We start from the raw sequence: 15,141 nt of genomic DNA, 5'->3' as shown, positions 1-15,141 counted from the left end.
TAATGCGCAGAGGGGAAAGAGGGCGCGTAGAACCGCCGCGCCTACTCCGCGGTCACTGTGTTGGCAACGCTGTCCGATCCAGCAAACACCACCAAAATCCGCGCGATCCCGTCGCCGGTATTCTCACCCGCATGGGGCGACCGGAACGCCTCAACCAGCGCATCACCTTCCTTATAGGTCCGGCTGCCCGCGTCGCCGTAATCGACGGTGATCTCACCTTCGAGAATATAGGCCGCCAGCGGAGCGTCATGACGGTGCAGGCCGGTTTTCTGACCGGGCTGCATGGTGACGATGGCCATGGTGATCTGCGGGGTGCCGTCGGGATATTCCAGCGCCTCGCCGATGACCGAAGTTTCGGTCTGCAGCAGCACGTCAACCGGCGGATAGATGTCACGCGCAAAGGCGGGTGCGGCGGCAAGGATCAGGGCGAAGGGCAAGAGCAGTTTCATGCGGCAAGGAATCCCGTGTCAGATCGTTTCGCCTAACTGGAAGGGGGACGCACGGCGATGTCAAACGGTTCAGGGATAACTCGGGGCGCGGCCCAACAATTCATCCAACTGCCGTCCGATCCAGCCGTGGGGGATGAAATGCCCGCCCGGATGCGTGTCCAACACCACCTGCCCCTGCACGCAATCGGTCCACTCCATGCGGCTGAGCGTCAGGATCGGCACTACGCTCCAATCTCCACGCGGGGTCGCGTCGTGGCAGCCGTATTTCTGCCGCCACAGCGCCACCGGATAGGTGGTGTCGCCATCCGAGCCATAGGGGAAATCCATCACCGTATCGCTAAGGCCATGCACATGGCGCACCTCACGCGGGGCCTGCGGGCACTCCTCAGTCTGGCGGATGCTGCCCGCAACGGCTAATAGCGCCGCCGTGTCATTGCCCGACTGGCAGACATAGCGCCACGCCATCGCACCACCAAAGGAATAACCCGAGACATAGATGCGCTCCGGGTCAATGGGATAGCGTTTGGCCACGTCCTCAAGCACCCGGTCAGCAAATGGCACGTCGCCGGTGTCCGAGGTCCAGAAATCCCAGCTTTTGCCCAACCCGTTCGGAGCCACCAGCAACACGCCGCGCAGCTTCGTGGCCCCGGCTATGCGTTCGTGGTTCACCACCACGGTCCCCTGCCGCGCCCAACCATGGAAATGCAGCAACACCGGCAGAGGCGTTTCGCCATCCCACCTGTCCGGTTCCAGCACATGATATGAGCGGTCACCGACCCGACAGGCGGTATCGCCGTGACAGGATTCGATAGCGGTGGCTTGGGTGGCGGTCAGCAGGAGAAGGCAGAGCAGTCGGTAAATCATCCGTCGAACCCTAGCGGGCCTGCGCCCGCTGTCACGTCACAACCCCGTGGGAGATTGTGACAAGCCGCGCTGTTGCCAGACCGCGGGATGGCGATCAACCGGTTGTAGTGGATATTTTTTCTTGGCCAAGCCCGTGCATCGTTCAAATTGAGTGCCTGCGGGGACAAATCGCCAGCCTGTGCGGGCGGTCTGGCGATAGCGCGGCGGCCTATCGACCTTTGCTTCGCGCTTCTGTCTGTTTGACCGCTACCTGTACTTTCTTGATCTGCTCAAGTTCTTCACGCTCTTGTCGAAATTGGATTCCATACCGGATGTATCCCACCAACAGGCCAGGGTAGACAAAAACAATAAGCGCAAAGCCTAGTATCCCTAAGACGACCCCGAACGCTAACATGGCGGGTACCACGGTGGGCACAAAAGACAACAATACAGGACCAATAAACAACGCAACAATCCACCGTACCGGAGCGCTCGCTATTCGGTCACTCCACCAATCGAAGTAGCCTGCTAGATATACCCCAAGCAGATACACTTAGCGGCTCAAGCCACCATGCAGGTTTGGCATATCCAGCGCCGCAAACCCGTAGTGGCGCAGCCAGCGCAAGTCGGAATCAAAGAACGCCCGCAAATCCGGAATACCGTATTTCAGCATCGCCAGACGGTCGATGCCGATACCAAAGGCAAAGCCCTGATAGACCTCGGGATCGATGCCACCGGCAGCGATGACCTTGGGGTGGACCATGCCCGAGCCCAGAATCTCCATCCAGTCGTCGCCCTCGCCGATCTTCAGCTGCCCGTTATCCCAGGAACAGCGGATATCGACCTCGGCCGACGGTTCGGTGAAGGGGAAGTGCGAGGCGCGGAAGCGCAGTTCGACGTCGTCGACCTCGAAAAACGCCTTCACGAACTCTTCCAGAACCCATTTCAGGTTCGCCATCGAGATGTCTTTGTCGATGGCCAGCCCTTCGACCTGATGGAACATCGGCGTGTGGGTCTGGTCATAGTCGGCGCGGTATACGCCGCCCGGACAGATGACGCGGATCGGCGCGCCCTGTTTCTCCATCGAACGGATCTGCACCGGAGACGTATGGGTCCGCAGCACATGCGGCGGGCGGTTATCGCCCTCGGCGCGGTGCATATAGAATGTGTCCATCTCGGCCCGCGCGGGGTGGTGGCCGGGGATGTTCAGGGCGTCAAAGTTGTACCAGTCGTCTTCAATGCGCGGCCCTTCGGCAACCGAGAAGCCCAGTTCAGCAAAGATCGCAGTCAGTTCCTCGGTCGCCTGGCTGATTGGGTGGATCGAGCCCTGACGGCGCGCACGGGTCGGCAGGGTGACGTCCAGCCATTCGGTGCGCAGACGCTCATCCAGCGCGGCATCGGCCAGCGCGGATTTCTTGGCGGACAGGGCCGAGTTGATCTCGTCCTTCAGGGCGTTCAACGCGGGGCCTGCGACCTGCCGTTCCTCGGGCGTCATCTTGCCCAGCTCGCGCATCTTCAGCGCGACCTCGCCCTTTTTGCCCACGGCGGCGACACGGATCGCCTCAAGCGCGTTTTCATCGCCCGCTTCGGCAATCTGCCCCAGATATTTTGACTTAAGATCGTCCATGACGCTTTCCGAAACTGGCCCCTGAATTTGGTCCAGAACCTGCTATCGGCCAATCCCGGTGAATGCAAGCCGCACGGCGCGGATCAATAGCTGTATTCCGGGAACACCCGCGTCAGATCGCCATTCCAATCGCCATTGTAGTGATCCAGCAACTCATCCGCCGGAACCTTGCCGGTTTCGATGCTGTCCTTCAGCGCGTTGAGGAAATGCGTCTCATCCGGGACTAGGCCACCCGCACCTGGGAAGGCACGTGATTTCAGACCGGCCTCGGAAATCGCGACCACTTCGCGTGCCAGATCGTGCATGTTGATGTTGCCAACCTGGGCCTGCAGCCCGTCTTTTGCGGCCTCGACACGCAGAGCCTCACGAGTTTCCGCGTCCCAGCCTTTGACCAGATCCCAGGCTGCATCAAGCGCGCCCTGATCATAGGTCAGGCCAACCCAGAACGCAGGCAGCGCACACAGGCGTCGCCAGGGGCCCCCATCAGCGCCGCGCATCTCCATGAACTTCTTGATCCGCGCCTCGGGGAAGGCCGTGGTTAAGTGATCGGCCCAATCCGACAGGGTCGGCGTTTCACCCGGCAGCGCGGGCAGTTTGCCCTGCAGGAAGTCGCGGAAGGACTGTCCCAACGCGTCGATATACTGACCGTCGCGATAGACGAAATACATCGGCACATCCAACGCGTATTGGACCCAGCGTTCGAACCCGAACCCGTCCTCGAACACAAAGGGCAGCATCCCGGTACGCGCATCGTCGAGATGCTGCCAGATATAGCTGCGCCAGCTTTTCTGGCCGTTGGGTTTGCCATCGAAGAACGGAGAGTTGGCGAACAGCGCCGTTGCCACCGGTTGCAAGGCCAGCGCGACCCGCAGTTTCTGCACCATGTCGGCCTCGGACCCAAAGTCGATATTGACCTGAACCGTACAGGTCCGGCGCATCATCGACCGACCCATGGTGCCGACTTTCTCCATGTAGTCATTCATCAGCTTGTAGCGGCCCTTGGGCATCAGGGGCATATCGTCATGCGACCACGTTGGCGCGGCACCAAGACCGATGAAGCCGACGCCGATCTTGTCAGCAATATCCTTCACGTCGCGCAGATGCGCGTTCACCTCGTCACAGGTCTCATGGATGGTCTCAAGGGGCGCACCCGACAGTTCCAACTGTCCACCGGGTTCCAGCGAGACATTGGCCCCGTCTTTTTGGAGACCGATCAGCTTGCCGTTTTCTTCCAGCGGCTCCCAATCGTGCAAGTCGCGCAGACCTTTGAGCACGGCCAGAATCGAGCGCTCGCCCTCATAGGGCAGCGGCTTCAGCGTGTCTTTGCAATAGCCGAACTTTTCATGCTCGGTCCCGATGCGCCAATCCTGTTTGGGCTTGCAGCCCGATTCCAGATATTCGGCCAGTTGCTCATGGCGTTCGATCGGTCCGCCGCCGGACTGGGGGATGGACATGAACCGTTCTCCGATCCTGATGTGTCTGTCGTTCGGTCTTTCGTGGTCGGAAACCGCGCCAGTGTCAATGCAGCCTGAGATGCGCCGGACGCGAGGGTGTACGTTCCCAGATCACCACCTGATGTGCCGTGCTACTGTTCAGTTCCGCCAGCATTTGTTCGGTTTTCAGCCCTGGCAGCGCCGAGAAAACATCGAACAGCGCCTCGGCCCCTTCGGCATTCACAGGAATGTGAAGCACCGGCTGACCCGGTTGTTCCAGCACCCAATGCGCAGGCGACGACGTCGGGTCCAGCGCCAGACGCTCAATTTCACGCGCGGCGACCATGCCGCCGTCCAACGGGCCCAGATAGGTGATCTGGCCTTCGTCAATGGTTACTACGCCCGGTCCACCGGCCCCGGTGCGGAAGCGGGCACGCTGAATGCCGATGACCGCAAGCGCGACTGAGACCAGAACCAGCACCCAGCCGAGCCATCCCAGCAACCCACCGGGGCCGCTGATCCAGCTGAGCCCCACCAGCAGGACAGCCCCCGCCACCAGCACTTCGCGCCAGCGCCACAGGGTCAGTTTGGCTTCGGGTCGGATGAAACTCATGCCGTGTCCTCGGGGTTTGTGAACAGGATCAGTGAATACTGCCCCGCCGGTTGAAATCCGATTCCGATATAGGCACGCGCGGCGGAATCGGAAGCCGCGAACAGAACTGCACGGGTCACTCCGGCTCGGCACGCCTCAAGCAGATGCAGCGCAACCGCTAAGCGGGCGTAGCCATGGCCGCGCAGGTTGGACGGTGTATAGACGCCGCCGATTTGTACAATCTCGGGCAGGCGGGCGTTGAATCCGGTCATGGCAACCGGCTGTCCGTCGATCAGCAGAACCCGGTGAGAACCGCGGGCTGTATACGCCAGATAATCCTCGCCCGCCTGTTTCTGCGCGCGTTCTGGATCGAAATCCATTGCCTCGATCAGATAATGTTCACGCCACCCTTCAATGACCGCCTTGTCGACTTCACCCAAGGGCACAAGTTCAGCGCCCTCGGCATCGGGCAGCACAAGCTGGTCCAAATCCAGCGAGAAACCCGGCTCATCACTGTTCAGCGTCGCGGGGCGACCTTTCCACCCGGCCAGCCGCATGATCCTGCGTGCCTGCACCGCCTCGGCAGCCAGCCCAAACAGCTTGCGGCCACGGATCAGAGCAATCGCGTCTGCAAGCTCCTGATCGGAACAGTCGGGACATTGCGGCAGGACCATGCCTTCGTTGGTGATGCCAAACACGGCCCGTGGTTCATTCCCCAGAACCCAGAAATTCACGGCACGCGGGTGAGACCCACACAAACCATGATCCCGCAGATTGGCCAACGGGAACATCGAGGTCTGAATATGCTGCGAAAGAAATGCGTCGATCTTTGGCGCATCAGCGGCTTGCGCTAATTGCCATGTCACGACCAATCCCCCAGCGCCTGCTGCCACATGGTCAGCGCCGCAACGGCCGCCGTATCGGCGCGCAGGATACGAGGGCCCAGGCTGACCACATGGGCAAAGGGCAGGCCAACAAGACGCACGCGTTCACGATCCGAAAAACCGCCCTCGGGGCCGATCAGTATGGCCCAAGGCTGTCCTTTTTTGTTTGCTGCCAATCGCAGCGCCGAGCCGACCTCGGCCTCGTTACAAAACATCAGCAGACGGCCATCGGGCCATGCATCCAGAACACGGTCAAGCCGTTGTAGATCAGCGACCTCAGGCACGAAGGTGCCTCCACATTGCTCGGCGGCCTCAACCGCGTGGGCTTGCAGGCGGTCCTGTCGGATACGTTCGGAATTGGTGAACTCGGTCTGCACGGGCAGGATCCGAGCCGCACCCATTTCCGCCGCCTTTTCAACGATGAAATCAGTGCGCGCCTTTTTGATCGGCGCGAACAGGAACCACAGATCGGGCGGCATTTGCAGCGGCTTGGTCTGTTCCACACAGGTCAGAACGCCACCGCGCTTTCCCGCTTCGGCAACATCGGCCAACCACTCTCCGTCCCGGCCATTGAACAGGGCCACGTGGCCGCCCACAGCCAGGCGCATGACACCGAACAGGTAATGGGCCTGCTCGCGCGTCAAATCAACGGATTGCCCCTGACCCAGAGGGTGCTCTACATACAGTCTGATCTTTGCACTCATGAGGCCTTACATATGCAAGGCAACGCCCCAACACCAGACGGTCAGGTCGCCGATGCCGTATCCGGCAACTGGGTCGACACCCACGCGCCTGAATTCACCCGCCCCTATCTGCGCCTCAGCCGCGCGGACCGGCCCATCGGTACGTGGTTGCTGCTAATTCCGTGCTGGTGGGGTCTGGCGCTGGCGATCCTTAGCGACGGCAATCCCAGGTGGGAGGATCTGTGGATCGCCATCGGCTGCGCCCTTGGCGCATTCCTGATGCGCGGAGCAGGCTGTACGTGGAACGACATCACCGATCGCGAGTTCGACGGGCAGGTGGAGCGCACACGGTCACGCCCGATTCCATCCGGTCAGGTCAGTGTGCGGCAGGCGGTGATCTGGATGGGCCTACAATGCCTGATGGCGCTGGGGATTCTGCTGACATTCAATCAGGCCGCCATCGCCATGGGCGTGCTGTCGCTACTGCCGGTGACGATCTATCCATTTGCCAAACGGTTCACATGGTGGCCGCAGGTGTTTCTGGGGCTTGCCTTCAACTGGGGCATCCTGTTGGCCTGGGCCGCGCATACGGGCACGGTCAGTGCGCCTGCAATCATATTGTACTTGGCTGGTATCGCCTGGACGCTGTTCTATGACACGATCTATGCCCATCAGGACGCAGAAGATGATGAGCTGATTGGCATCAAATCCACCGCCCGTCTGTTTGGCACCGATACAGGGCGCTGGCTGAAGTACTTTCTGGTGGCAACGGTTTTCCTGATGGGTCTGGCCATTATCGACGGGGCGCTGGCACAAGCCTCAATCATGTCTTTGGCCGTGGCCTTGGCCGGGCCATGGGCGATGGGCTGGCACATGGCTTGGCAATTGCGCGGGCTGGATCTTGAGGATAACGCGAAGCTGCTGCAATTGTTCCGCGCCAATCGGGACACCGGCCTTATTCCGCTGATCTTCCTCTGCGTCGCACTGTTGCTCTGATTGCACCTTGGCGCGGGGCTAGGTAAGAGTTCGCACATTCGCCTGAGGAGTCGTTAACCCGCACATGCGTTTGCCCTATATCTTTGCCGTAGCCTTTATCTTCCTCGTGTCGGCTGGCCTTTGCCTGTTGGCGGCCAGCTTTGCAGTGACCAAGGTCGAAGAGTCCTCTGAATTTGCCGTGCGCCGTGCGCTGGACCTGAAGGGGCACGATTGGGCCGAGGTGTATTCCGACGGGTTGCGCGTTGTGCTAACGGGCACTGCCACGGATGAGGCCACCCGCTTTAACGCCCTGACCGCAGCCGGGACCGAGGTCGATACCTCGCGTGTGATCGACGAGATGAATGTGGCGCCGACCTCGCAACTGGCCGCCCCCCGGTTTTCCGCTGAGATTTTGCGCAACGACAGCGGGATTTCTGTGATCGGCCTGATCCCAGCCAGTCAGGACCGCGAGGCACTGGTGGAGCGGCTGCGTGATCTGAGCGATGGCAGCCAAGTGTCAGACCTGATGGAAACCGCCGATTACCCCAAGCCAAAAGGCTGGGACACCGCGATCACCTATGCCGTCGAGTCGCTGACCAGCCTACCCCGCGCCAAGATCTCGGCCAGCCCGGGTCTGGTCAAGATCACCGCAATTGCCGACAGCCAGCAGGAAAAGGAACGGCTGGAACAAAGCCTTACCCGTGCCGCGCCGCCCAGCCTGCGGATCGGCCTGGCGATCTCGGCCCCGCGCCCGGTGATCACGCCTTTTACGTTGCGGTTTTTGATCGACGAAAATGGCGGCCAGTTCGACGCCTGTTCGGCGCAAGACGAAAAAGCCCGCGATGCCATTATTGCCGCAGCGAAAGAGGCCGGTCTGAGCGCCACCTACTCCTGCACCATCGGATTGGGCGTACCCTCGCCACGTTGGTCTGACGCCGCCACGCTGAGCATTCAGGCGCTGGCGGATCTGGGTGGCGGATCGGTTACGATGTCGGATGCGGATATCACGCTGGCAGCGGCGCAGGGCACCGATGCCGGGACCTTTGATCGCGTGGTGGGCGAGCTTGAAAATGCGCTGCCTCCGGTCTTTGCCCTGCACGCGATCCTACCGCCCCCGGAAACCGATACCGTGTCCGGCCCCCCCGAATTCACCGCCACACGCAGCCCCGAGGGGTTGGTGCAGATACGCGGACGGCTGGGCGACGACACCCAGCGCGACATGGTCGACAGCTATGCCCGCGCTGCCTTTGGGTCGGAACAGGTCCACACCGCAACCCGCATTGCGCCCGAAGGGCTGCCGACGGGCTGGCCCGTGCGCATTCTGACCGGGCTTGAGGCGCTAGCCCAACTGCATAACGGTGCTTTGACGGTGACGCCGGATGATCTTGAGTTGTCCGGTGTCAGCCATGACCCCGACACAAAGGCGCAGATCGCGGGTCTGTTGTCCGAGAAGCTGGGCGACGCACAGGAATTCACCCTGTCGATCACCCATCAGGAACCCCCCGAACCCGCCGACAAACTGCCTGATCCCGAAGTTTGCGAGGAACGCATCGCCGAGGTTCAGGCGGGCACCAAGATCGCCTTTGAACCTGGCTCGGCCACTGTTGCCACCGACTCGCGCGATACCGTGAACCAGATTGCTGACATCTTGCGCGAATGCGGCCCCATCAGGCTTGAGATTCAGGGCCACACCGACAGTCAGGGCCGGGAAGAGATGAACCAACAACTTAGCCAATCGAGGGCGCAATCGATCCTGAACGAGCTGCGCGCGCGCCGGGTGCCCACCGCCAGTTTCACTGCCATGGGATACGGGGAAACGCAGCCCATTGCCGATAACGACACCGAAGAAGGCCGCGAAGAAAACCGCCGGATCGAGTTCCGCCTTATCCGGCCCGAACCGATTGAGAACCCGGAAACCGGGCTGGACGCGATCGAGGCGGAAATGATCGAGGGCGAACAGACGGACAATACCGCCTCAGACGCGGATACAGGGGACCAGTAAGTTGAACAGAATCGAATTCATCATCGCCACCGCCATTATCCTGTTCTCGGCCTTTTGCATGGGCTGGTTCGCCAACTGGCTGGCCCATCGCCTGTCACGCGTGCGCCAAAGTGACGTGGCCGATCTGGACCGCATGAGCCAAGAGCTGCACGAGGCCGAAGAAACCCGCGATCAGGCGATCACCTACCTGCAACAGCGCGAGGCCGAACTGACCAATCAACTGACCCAGGCCGAGGCTGAACTTGCCGCCGCCATGGACGGTCTGCGGGCCGCCCGACAAGAGGCCGAAGAACTGCGTGGACGTATCAACAACGCAGATTGAGGAACCGGATTTTTCGCTCTGATTCCGGTTACATTGCTGTAGGGTCGTCCCAAACGTGAGGGCGATCCATGTCAAATCAAACAGTCAAATTCGAACAGTTCAGAGACCTGCACTTTGGGTCCAAGGCTTTTGTCATGCCCAACCCCTGGGACGCGGGCTCGGCCCGGTTGCTGTCCAATTTGGGCTTTGAAGCCTTAGCAACAACCAGTGCCGGCTATGCGTTCACAAAAGGCAAACGCGACTCTTTTGCTGACCTAAGCAGGGATGAGTTGCTGGACAATGCCTCAGACATCGTCAAAGCGGTTCCCCTGCCCGTTTCTGCTGACCTTGAGGCGGGCTTTGGGCATGAGCCTGGGGCCTGCGCCCAGACCATTCGCATGGCGGCGGAAATCGGTCTGGTTGGCGGATCGATCGAAGACGCGACAGGCAATCCAGATGCCCCGATCTATGATCTGCACCAATCGGTTGACCGCATTCAGGCTGCTGCAGAAGTCGCGGCAGGCTTGCCTTTCCTGTTGACCGCAAGGGCAGAGAATTACCTTTGGGGCCGCGCGGACCTGGGTGACACGATCAAACGCTTGCAGCTGTTTTCCGAAGCAGGCGCTGCCGTGTTGTACGCCCCCGGTCTGCCGGATTTGGACGCAATCAGAACCGTGTGCCGCGAAGTCGACAAACCGGTGAATGTGGTGATGGGACTCAGCGGACCTGTCTATTCCGTATCCGAACTTTCCGACGCAGGCGTTCGACGGATCAGCGTCGGCGGGTCATTTGCGCGCGCTGCGTTTGGCGCATTGAAGCGGGCGGCTGACGAAGTGAAATCAAAAGGCACCTTCAGCTATTCGGCGGATGCGATCCCCGGCGAAGAACTTAACAGGCTTTTGAGTTGAGATTGGACGGTCACATTCTGTGCACGGCTGGCAATGTCACCAGCGGGTCAGCGCGTCTTCGTCTTCGTCCTTGGCGTCGACCCATTGCGCGCCGGAATTGGTGATTTCCTTCTTCCAGAAGGGCGCGCGGGACTTCAGGTAATCCATCAGGTACTCCGCCGCCTCAAACGCATCCTTACGGTGCCGCGCGGCCGTGGCGACCATCATGATCCGGTCCCCCGGTGCCAGCCGTCCGTGGCGGTGGATCACCAGCACATCGCCTAAAGACCAGCGCTGCTGCGCTTCTTCGGCAATCTTGGTCAAGGCCCGTTCGGTCATGCCGGGGTAATGCTCTATCTCCATCACATCCAGATCGCCCGAGGCCAGATCGCGCACAACACCGGTGAAGGTCACAATCGCCCCGTTGGCGTCGTCACCGGCGGCAAAGGCATTGGCCTCAGCCCCCAGATCGAACTCTTCTTCCTGAACCGCGACGCGCATTTTAGCCGCCTGTCATAGGTGGGAAAAACGCCACCTCGCGCACACCGGTCAGCGAGGCGTCAAAGTCCGACAGTTCCTGATCCAACGCCACCCGCAGCGCGGAAAGGTCGGCAAAAGCTGCGGCATAGCGGTCCTCGCGCGCGCTGAGTTCGGCAACCAGATCGGAAACCGTTGCGGCGTCGGTCTCGACCCGCTCTTTCGGCAGACCGATTCGTTCGCGGACCCAGGCGAAATACAGCACGTCCATCGCTTAGCTCTCCTTCAGATGGGGCATGGCTTTACGTAGGTAGTCAAAGCCGGTGATCAATGTCAGCGTCGCAGCAATCCACAACAGCCACAGCCCAACGCGGCCTGACCAGAACATCCCCTCCAGATGCCAGCGCAGGTGGTTCACGTCCTCAATCTGCCCGGTCAGAGCCTGATCAATCAATTCCGGGTTCATCCCGAAAGAGCCCATCACGAAATTATGCTCAAAGATACCCTGCGAAAACAGCACCGCAATCGCCACCATCTGTGCCGTGGTTTTCCATTTCGCCAGCTTCGTCACCTTCAGCGTTCCGGCCGTGTCGCCCAGATATTCGCGCAGGCCTGACACGAACACTTCGCGGAACAAGATCACGGTGGCGGGCAGCACCAGCCACGGCGTCCAATGTTCGGCTGAATAGCCCACAAGGATCATCAGCGCGATCACCACCATCGCCTTGTCGGCAATCGGGTCCAGCATGGCCCCGATCTTGGTTTCTTGTTTCCACGCGCGGGCCAGATAGCCGTCGAACCAGTCGGTGATCGCCGCTGTTAAAAACAGGATCAGCGCGAACCAGTCCGCATAGGGTCGGGTAAAATACAGAAACATCACGGCCAGACCGGGGGCTGCAATAAGGCGTAGCACGGTCAGGATATTGGGCAGGTTCCACTTCATGGTTTGGACATTACATCGCTGGTTGCAGACATAAAAGACGGCACCGCAAAAAACGGTCCCGATCACAGGCAGTTGCGGCACGGTTGGTCAAAGGGTCGCAAGCTGGAACTCTCAGCCAGATACCCCCTTGGCGCGCGATCCCTTTACGGTCAGATTGGCGCGGTTTCCACGTGGCAGAGCAATGACAACACATATTCAAACCGATCCCCGATCAAACCTGATCGGCAGCGCCTGGATGATCTCGGCCATGGCGCTGTTCGCGTTAGAGGACGCGCTGCTCAAGGGGGCCTCGGCCACGTTACCTATATGGCAGATTCTGTTGTTGTTCGGCGCGGGCGGAACAGTGGTCTTTGCGATTGTCGCGATCGTACGCGGAACACGATTGTTTCACCCCGATGTGCTGTCGCGACCGATGAAAGTGCGCGTGCTGTTCGAAATCTTCGGGCGGCTGTTCTATGTGCTGGCGATCACTCTGACGCCGTTGTCGGCGGCCACGGTAATCTTGCAGGCCACGCCTCTGGTCGTGGTGGCAGGTGCGGCGCTGTTCTTTGGCGAAACGGTCGGCTGGCGACGGTGGAGCGCCATCCTGATTGGCCTGATCGGTGTGGTGGTGATCATCCAACCAACCGGAGACAGTTTCACGGCCCTGTCCATTCTGGCCGTGCTGGGGATGCTGGGTTTTGCCGGGCGCGATCTGGCCAGCCGGGCCGCACCGGCCACACTGGGAACCGAGGTGCTGGGGTTTTACGGCTTTCTCTGCATCATCGTCGCCGGGCTGGCCTATCGGTTCTGGGAAGGCGCACCAATGGCACCTGTGGACCTGCACACCAGCCTGCATGTCGGCGGAGCCGTCCTGATGGGAACAGCCGCCTACGCATCGCTGATGAAAGCCATGCGGACGGGCGAAGTTTCGGCCGTCACGCCGTTCCGCTATTCCCGCCTGCTGTTCGGTGTCGGCCTGGGCGTAGTTATGTTTGGCGAAAGGCTGGATCAGACCATGTGGATCGGTAGCGGGCTGATCGTGGCCTCGGGGCTTTATATCCTGTGGCGCGGACGGCAAGTTTAGCCCTTGTCGTGGAAGAAGTCATAAACCTTCTGCGCCAACCCGGCTGAGATACCGTCCACCGCCTTGAGATCGGCCAAGTTGGCCCGGCTGACCGCCTTGGCACTGCCGAAATGGGCCAGCAAAGCGCGTTTGCGCGCCGCGCCCACGCCGGGGATCTCGTCCAACGGGGTCGCCCCCACGGCTTTGGCGCGCTTTGCCCGGTGGGTGCCAATGGCGAACCTGTGTGCCTCGTCCCGCAAGCGCTGAATGAAGTAAAGCACCGGATCGTTGCGTTTCAGGGCAAAGGGGCGTTGGCCGATGCGATGGAATTCTTCCTTGCCGTGATCCCGATCGACACCTTTGGCGACACCCACCATCGGGATATCCTCGACGCCGTGGGTTTGCATAATCTCATGCACAGCACTGACTTGCCCCGCACCGCCGTCGATCAGCAACAAATCGGGCCACAGCCCCTTTTCGCGATCCGGGTCCTCTTTTTGCAGGCGGGTGAAGCGGCGATTCAGAACCTCTTTCATCATGCCAAAATCGTCACCGGGGGTCAGATCATCGCCGCGAATATTGAACTTGCGATAGGCGTTTTTCATGAACCCTTCGGGGCCAGCCACAATCATGCCGCCCACAGCATTGGTTCCCTGTATGTGGCTGTTGTCGTAAACCTCGATACGGTCGGGTGGAGTGTCCAGATCGAACGCCTCGGCCACACCACGCAATAGCTTGGCCTGTGTGGCGCTCTCCGACATTCGCCGCGCCAGCGATTCACGTGCGTTGCGCAGGGCACCGGCGACCAGTTCCTGCTTTTCGCCGCGCTGAGGCACCAGAATCTCCACCTTGCGCCCGGCCTTCTCGGTCAGCGCCTCTTGCATCAGATCGGCGTTTTCGATGGCATCCGACAGGATCAATTGCCGGGGCGGTTCCTTGTTGTCGTAGAACTGACCAAGGAACGCCTCCATCACCTCGGCCGGGGACACGTCCGGCCCTACACGAGGATAGAAATCCTTGTTGCCCCAGTTCTGGTTGGCCCGGATGAAAAACACCTGAACGCAGGCTTGACCACTGTCCATATACAGGCCGATCACATCCGCCTCGGCCACGCCGCGCGGGTTGATGCCTTGAGACGTCTGCACCTGCGTCAGCGCCCGGATACGGTCACGCAGGCTGGCGGCACGCTCGAACTCCATCGCCTCGGAGGCGGCCATCATCTGTTCGGCCAGTTCCTCCTGCACCTTGGTCGACCGGCCCGACAGAAAACGTTCCGCATCCTTGACGCTTTCGCGGTAGTCCTCCTCGGAGATCAACCCGACACAAGGCCCTGAACATCGCTTGATCTGATACAACAGGCAGGGTCGTGTGCGGCTATCGAACATGGAATCCGAGCAGTTGCGCAGCAGGAAGGCCTTTTGCAGCTGGTTCAGTGTCCGGTTCACCGCCCCTGCATTTGCAAAGGGTCCGAAATAGGCGCCCTTTTCTTTCTTTGCCCCACGATGTTTCTTGATCTGCGGAAAGGAGTGGTCTTTGGCCACCAGAATATTCGGGAAACTTTTGTCGTCCCGCAGCAGCACGTTGTACTTGGGCTTGAGCTGCTTGATCAGGTTCTGTTCCAGCAGCAGTGCCTCGGTTTCGGTCCGCGTGGTCAGGAACATCATCGAGGCGGTTGCCGCGATCATCCGTTCGATCCGTCCAGAATGGCCGGGGCGCGCATAATTCGACACCCGCGCCTTCAGGTTTCGCGCCTTTCCGACATACAAAACCCGGCTGTCACCATCCAGCATCCGATACACACCGGGTGAGCTGTCCAGCGTTTTTACATAGCGCTGAATGATGGCATAGCCGGTGGGCTGAGCGTTCGATGTTGGGTCGTCTTGGATGGTCATGGGCCTGAGATATGATTCTCTGACCATGGCTGCAATCTTGTGCCTTTCAGATCAAGAGAAAACAAATCCACGGTTTCTGTGGATAACTGTGGAGATAAGTTTCCGGGC

The 15,141-nt window shown here is 60.4% G+C and carries 16 protein-coding genes; 5 read left to right on the top strand and 11 right to left on the bottom strand.

From position 1 onward, the window contains the following. Nucleotides 1-41 precede the first annotated feature (41 nt). The 7 genes from ACR0AL_RS12705 to ACR0AL_RS12675 all read right to left on the bottom strand — a co-directional run bounded on the left by ACR0AL_RS12705 (nucleotide 42) and on the right by ACR0AL_RS12675 (nucleotide 6,532). The gene (locus ACR0AL_RS12705) at nucleotides 42-449 is read right to left on the bottom strand and encodes a cupin domain-containing protein (protein ID WP_170350728.1); all 408 of its coding nucleotides are present in this window, start codon (nucleotides 447-449) and stop codon (nucleotides 42-44) included. A gap of 69 nt (nucleotides 450-518) precedes the next feature. Further along, nucleotides 519-1,313 carry a CE1 family esterase gene (locus ACR0AL_RS12700; RefSeq protein ID WP_480663280.1) on the bottom strand — a complete coding sequence of 265 codons (795 nt, stop codon included), beginning with the start codon at nucleotides 1,311-1,313 and terminating at the stop codon, nucleotides 519-521. A 532-nt stretch (nucleotides 1,314-1,845) separates the two neighbouring features. After that, complete coding sequence (gene pheS, locus ACR0AL_RS12695) at nucleotides 1,846-2,919, bottom strand: phenylalanine--tRNA ligase subunit alpha (protein WP_058281830.1); 1,074 nt, start codon at nucleotides 2,917-2,919, stop codon at nucleotides 1,846-1,848. Nucleotides 2,920-3,002: 83 nt separating this feature from the next. Beyond that, nucleotides 3,003-4,373 (bottom strand): glutamate--cysteine ligase, encoded by a 1,371-nt coding sequence (locus ACR0AL_RS12690; protein ID WP_170397072.1) that lies wholly within the window; start codon nucleotides 4,371-4,373, stop codon nucleotides 3,003-3,005. A 64-nt stretch (nucleotides 4,374-4,437) separates the two neighbouring features. Further along, a complete protein-coding gene (locus tag ACR0AL_RS12685) occupies nucleotides 4,438-4,965 on the bottom strand; it encodes a hypothetical protein (RefSeq protein WP_480648072.1) in 528 nt (175 codons plus the stop codon). After that, the gene (locus tag ACR0AL_RS12680; RefSeq protein ID WP_480663278.1) at nucleotides 4,962-5,810 is read right to left on the bottom strand and encodes a GNAT family N-acetyltransferase; all 849 of its coding nucleotides are present in this window, start codon (nucleotides 5,808-5,810) and stop codon (nucleotides 4,962-4,964) included. Before ACR0AL_RS12680 ends, ACR0AL_RS12685 begins: the two co-directional genes overlap by 4 nt. Beyond that, on the bottom strand, nucleotides 5,807-6,532 hold the full coding sequence (locus ACR0AL_RS12675; protein WP_170350733.1) for a 16S rRNA (uracil(1498)-N(3))-methyltransferase: 726 nt from the start codon (nucleotides 6,530-6,532) through the stop codon (nucleotides 5,807-5,809). The genes ACR0AL_RS12680 and ACR0AL_RS12675 overlap by 4 nt, the downstream gene beginning before the upstream one ends. 12 nt (nucleotides 6,533-6,544) lie before the next feature. Between ACR0AL_RS12675 and ubiA the strand changes: the two genes are divergently transcribed. The 4 genes from ubiA (at nucleotide 6,545) to ACR0AL_RS12655 (ending at nucleotide 10,697) form a co-directional block, all read left to right on the top strand. Beyond that, on the top strand, nucleotides 6,545-7,507 hold the full coding sequence (gene ubiA / locus ACR0AL_RS12670) for a 4-hydroxybenzoate octaprenyltransferase (RefSeq protein WP_170350734.1): 963 nt from the start codon (nucleotides 6,545-6,547) through the stop codon (nucleotides 7,505-7,507). A gap of 64 nt (nucleotides 7,508-7,571) precedes the next feature. Further along, a complete protein-coding gene (locus ACR0AL_RS12665; protein ID WP_480663276.1) occupies nucleotides 7,572-9,488 on the top strand; it encodes an OmpA family protein in 1,917 nt (638 codons plus the stop codon). Between the two features lies 1 nt (nucleotide 9,489). After that, nucleotides 9,490-9,810: a hypothetical protein gene (locus ACR0AL_RS12660; protein WP_058281823.1), complete on the top strand. Its 321-nt coding sequence runs from the start codon at nucleotides 9,490-9,492 to the stop codon at nucleotides 9,808-9,810. A 68-nt stretch (nucleotides 9,811-9,878) separates the two neighbouring features. Next, nucleotides 9,879-10,697 (top strand): isocitrate lyase/PEP mutase family protein, encoded by an 819-nt coding sequence (locus ACR0AL_RS12655; protein ID WP_170350736.1) that lies wholly within the window; start codon nucleotides 9,879-9,881, stop codon nucleotides 10,695-10,697. 36 nt (nucleotides 10,698-10,733) lie between these two features. On the opposite strand, the gene ACR0AL_RS12650 is transcribed toward ACR0AL_RS12655, so the two are convergent. From ACR0AL_RS12650 to pgsA, 3 genes are read right to left on the bottom strand one after another with little or no spacing between them, the layout of a single operon-like run. Beyond that, nucleotides 10,734-11,177, bottom strand: a complete 444-nt coding sequence (locus tag ACR0AL_RS12650) for a molybdenum cofactor biosynthesis protein MoaE (protein WP_170350737.1) — start codon at nucleotides 11,175-11,177, stop codon at nucleotides 10,734-10,736. 1 nt (nucleotide 11,178) lies between these two features. Further along, on the bottom strand, nucleotides 11,179-11,424 hold the full coding sequence (gene moaD / locus ACR0AL_RS12645; RefSeq protein WP_170350738.1) for a molybdopterin converting factor subunit 1: 246 nt from the start codon (nucleotides 11,422-11,424) through the stop codon (nucleotides 11,179-11,181). A 3-nt stretch (nucleotides 11,425-11,427) separates the two neighbouring features. Beyond that, nucleotides 11,428-12,096 carry a CDP-diacylglycerol--glycerol-3-phosphate 3-phosphatidyltransferase gene (pgsA, locus tag ACR0AL_RS12640; protein ID WP_480663274.1) on the bottom strand — a complete coding sequence of 223 codons (669 nt, stop codon included), beginning with the start codon at nucleotides 12,094-12,096 and terminating at the stop codon, nucleotides 11,428-11,430. Nucleotides 12,097-12,277: 181 nt separating this feature from the next. Between pgsA and ACR0AL_RS12635 the strand changes: the two genes are divergently transcribed. Next, complete coding sequence (locus tag ACR0AL_RS12635; protein ID WP_170412566.1) at nucleotides 12,278-13,162, top strand: DMT family transporter; 885 nt, start codon at nucleotides 12,278-12,280, stop codon at nucleotides 13,160-13,162. Here the strand turns inward: ACR0AL_RS12635 and uvrC are convergent. Continuing rightward, complete coding sequence (gene uvrC, locus ACR0AL_RS12630; protein WP_170350772.1) at nucleotides 13,159-15,033, bottom strand: excinuclease ABC subunit UvrC; 1,875 nt, start codon at nucleotides 15,031-15,033, stop codon at nucleotides 13,159-13,161. The two genes, ACR0AL_RS12635 and uvrC, sit on opposite strands and share 4 nt — an antisense overlap. Nucleotides 15,034-15,141 lie beyond the last annotated feature (108 nt).

The sequence above is a fragment of the Ruegeria sp. BB1 genome (assembly GCF_056539465.1).
Note: the sequence above shows the minus strand (reverse complement) of the source record. Positions and strands in the feature narration are given on the sequence as shown.

Bases quoted from the DNA above. Each gene is read 5' to 3' on its own strand.
- uvrC (WP_170350772.1), bottom strand. From the start codon at position 15,033: ATGACCATCCAAGACGACCCAACATCGAACGCTCAGCCCACCGGCTAT.
- ubiA (WP_170350734.1), top strand. From the start codon at position 6,545: ATGCAAGGCAACGCCCCAACACCAGACGGTCAGGTCGCCGATGCCGTA.
- ACR0AL_RS12655 (WP_170350736.1), top strand. From the start codon at position 9,879: ATGTCAAATCAAACAGTCAAATTCGAACAGTTCAGAGACCTGCACTTT.
- ACR0AL_RS12665 (WP_480663276.1), top strand. From the start codon at position 7,572: ATGCGTTTGCCCTATATCTTTGCCGTAGCCTTTATCTTCCTCGTGTCG.
- pheS (WP_058281830.1), bottom strand. From the start codon at position 2,919: ATGGACGATCTTAAGTCAAAATATCTGGGGCAGATTGCCGAAGCGGGC.
- ACR0AL_RS12685 (WP_480648072.1), bottom strand. From the start codon at position 4,965: ATGAGTTTCATCCGACCCGAAGCCAAACTGACCCTGTGGCGCTGGCGC.
- ACR0AL_RS12705 (WP_170350728.1), bottom strand. From the start codon at position 449: ATGAAACTGCTCTTGCCCTTCGCCCTGATCCTTGCCGCCGCACCCGCC.
- ACR0AL_RS12675 (WP_170350733.1), bottom strand. From the start codon at position 6,532: ATGAGTGCAAAGATCAGACTGTATGTAGAGCACCCTCTGGGTCAGGGG.
- ACR0AL_RS12700 (WP_480663280.1), bottom strand. From the start codon at position 1,313: ATGATTTACCGACTGCTCTGCCTTCTCCTGCTGACCGCCACCCAAGCC.
- ACR0AL_RS12635 (WP_170412566.1), top strand. From the start codon at position 12,278: ATGACAACACATATTCAAACCGATCCCCGATCAAACCTGATCGGCAGC.
- moaD (WP_170350738.1), bottom strand. From the start codon at position 11,424: ATGGACGTGCTGTATTTCGCCTGGGTCCGCGAACGAATCGGTCTGCCG.
- ACR0AL_RS12650 (WP_170350737.1), bottom strand. From the start codon at position 11,177: ATGCGCGTCGCGGTTCAGGAAGAAGAGTTCGATCTGGGGGCTGAGGCC.
- pgsA (WP_480663274.1), bottom strand. From the start codon at position 12,096: ATGAAGTGGAACCTGCCCAATATCCTGACCGTGCTACGCCTTATTGCA.
- ACR0AL_RS12690 (WP_170397072.1), bottom strand. From the start codon at position 4,373: ATGTCCATCCCCCAGTCCGGCGGCGGACCGATCGAACGCCATGAGCAA.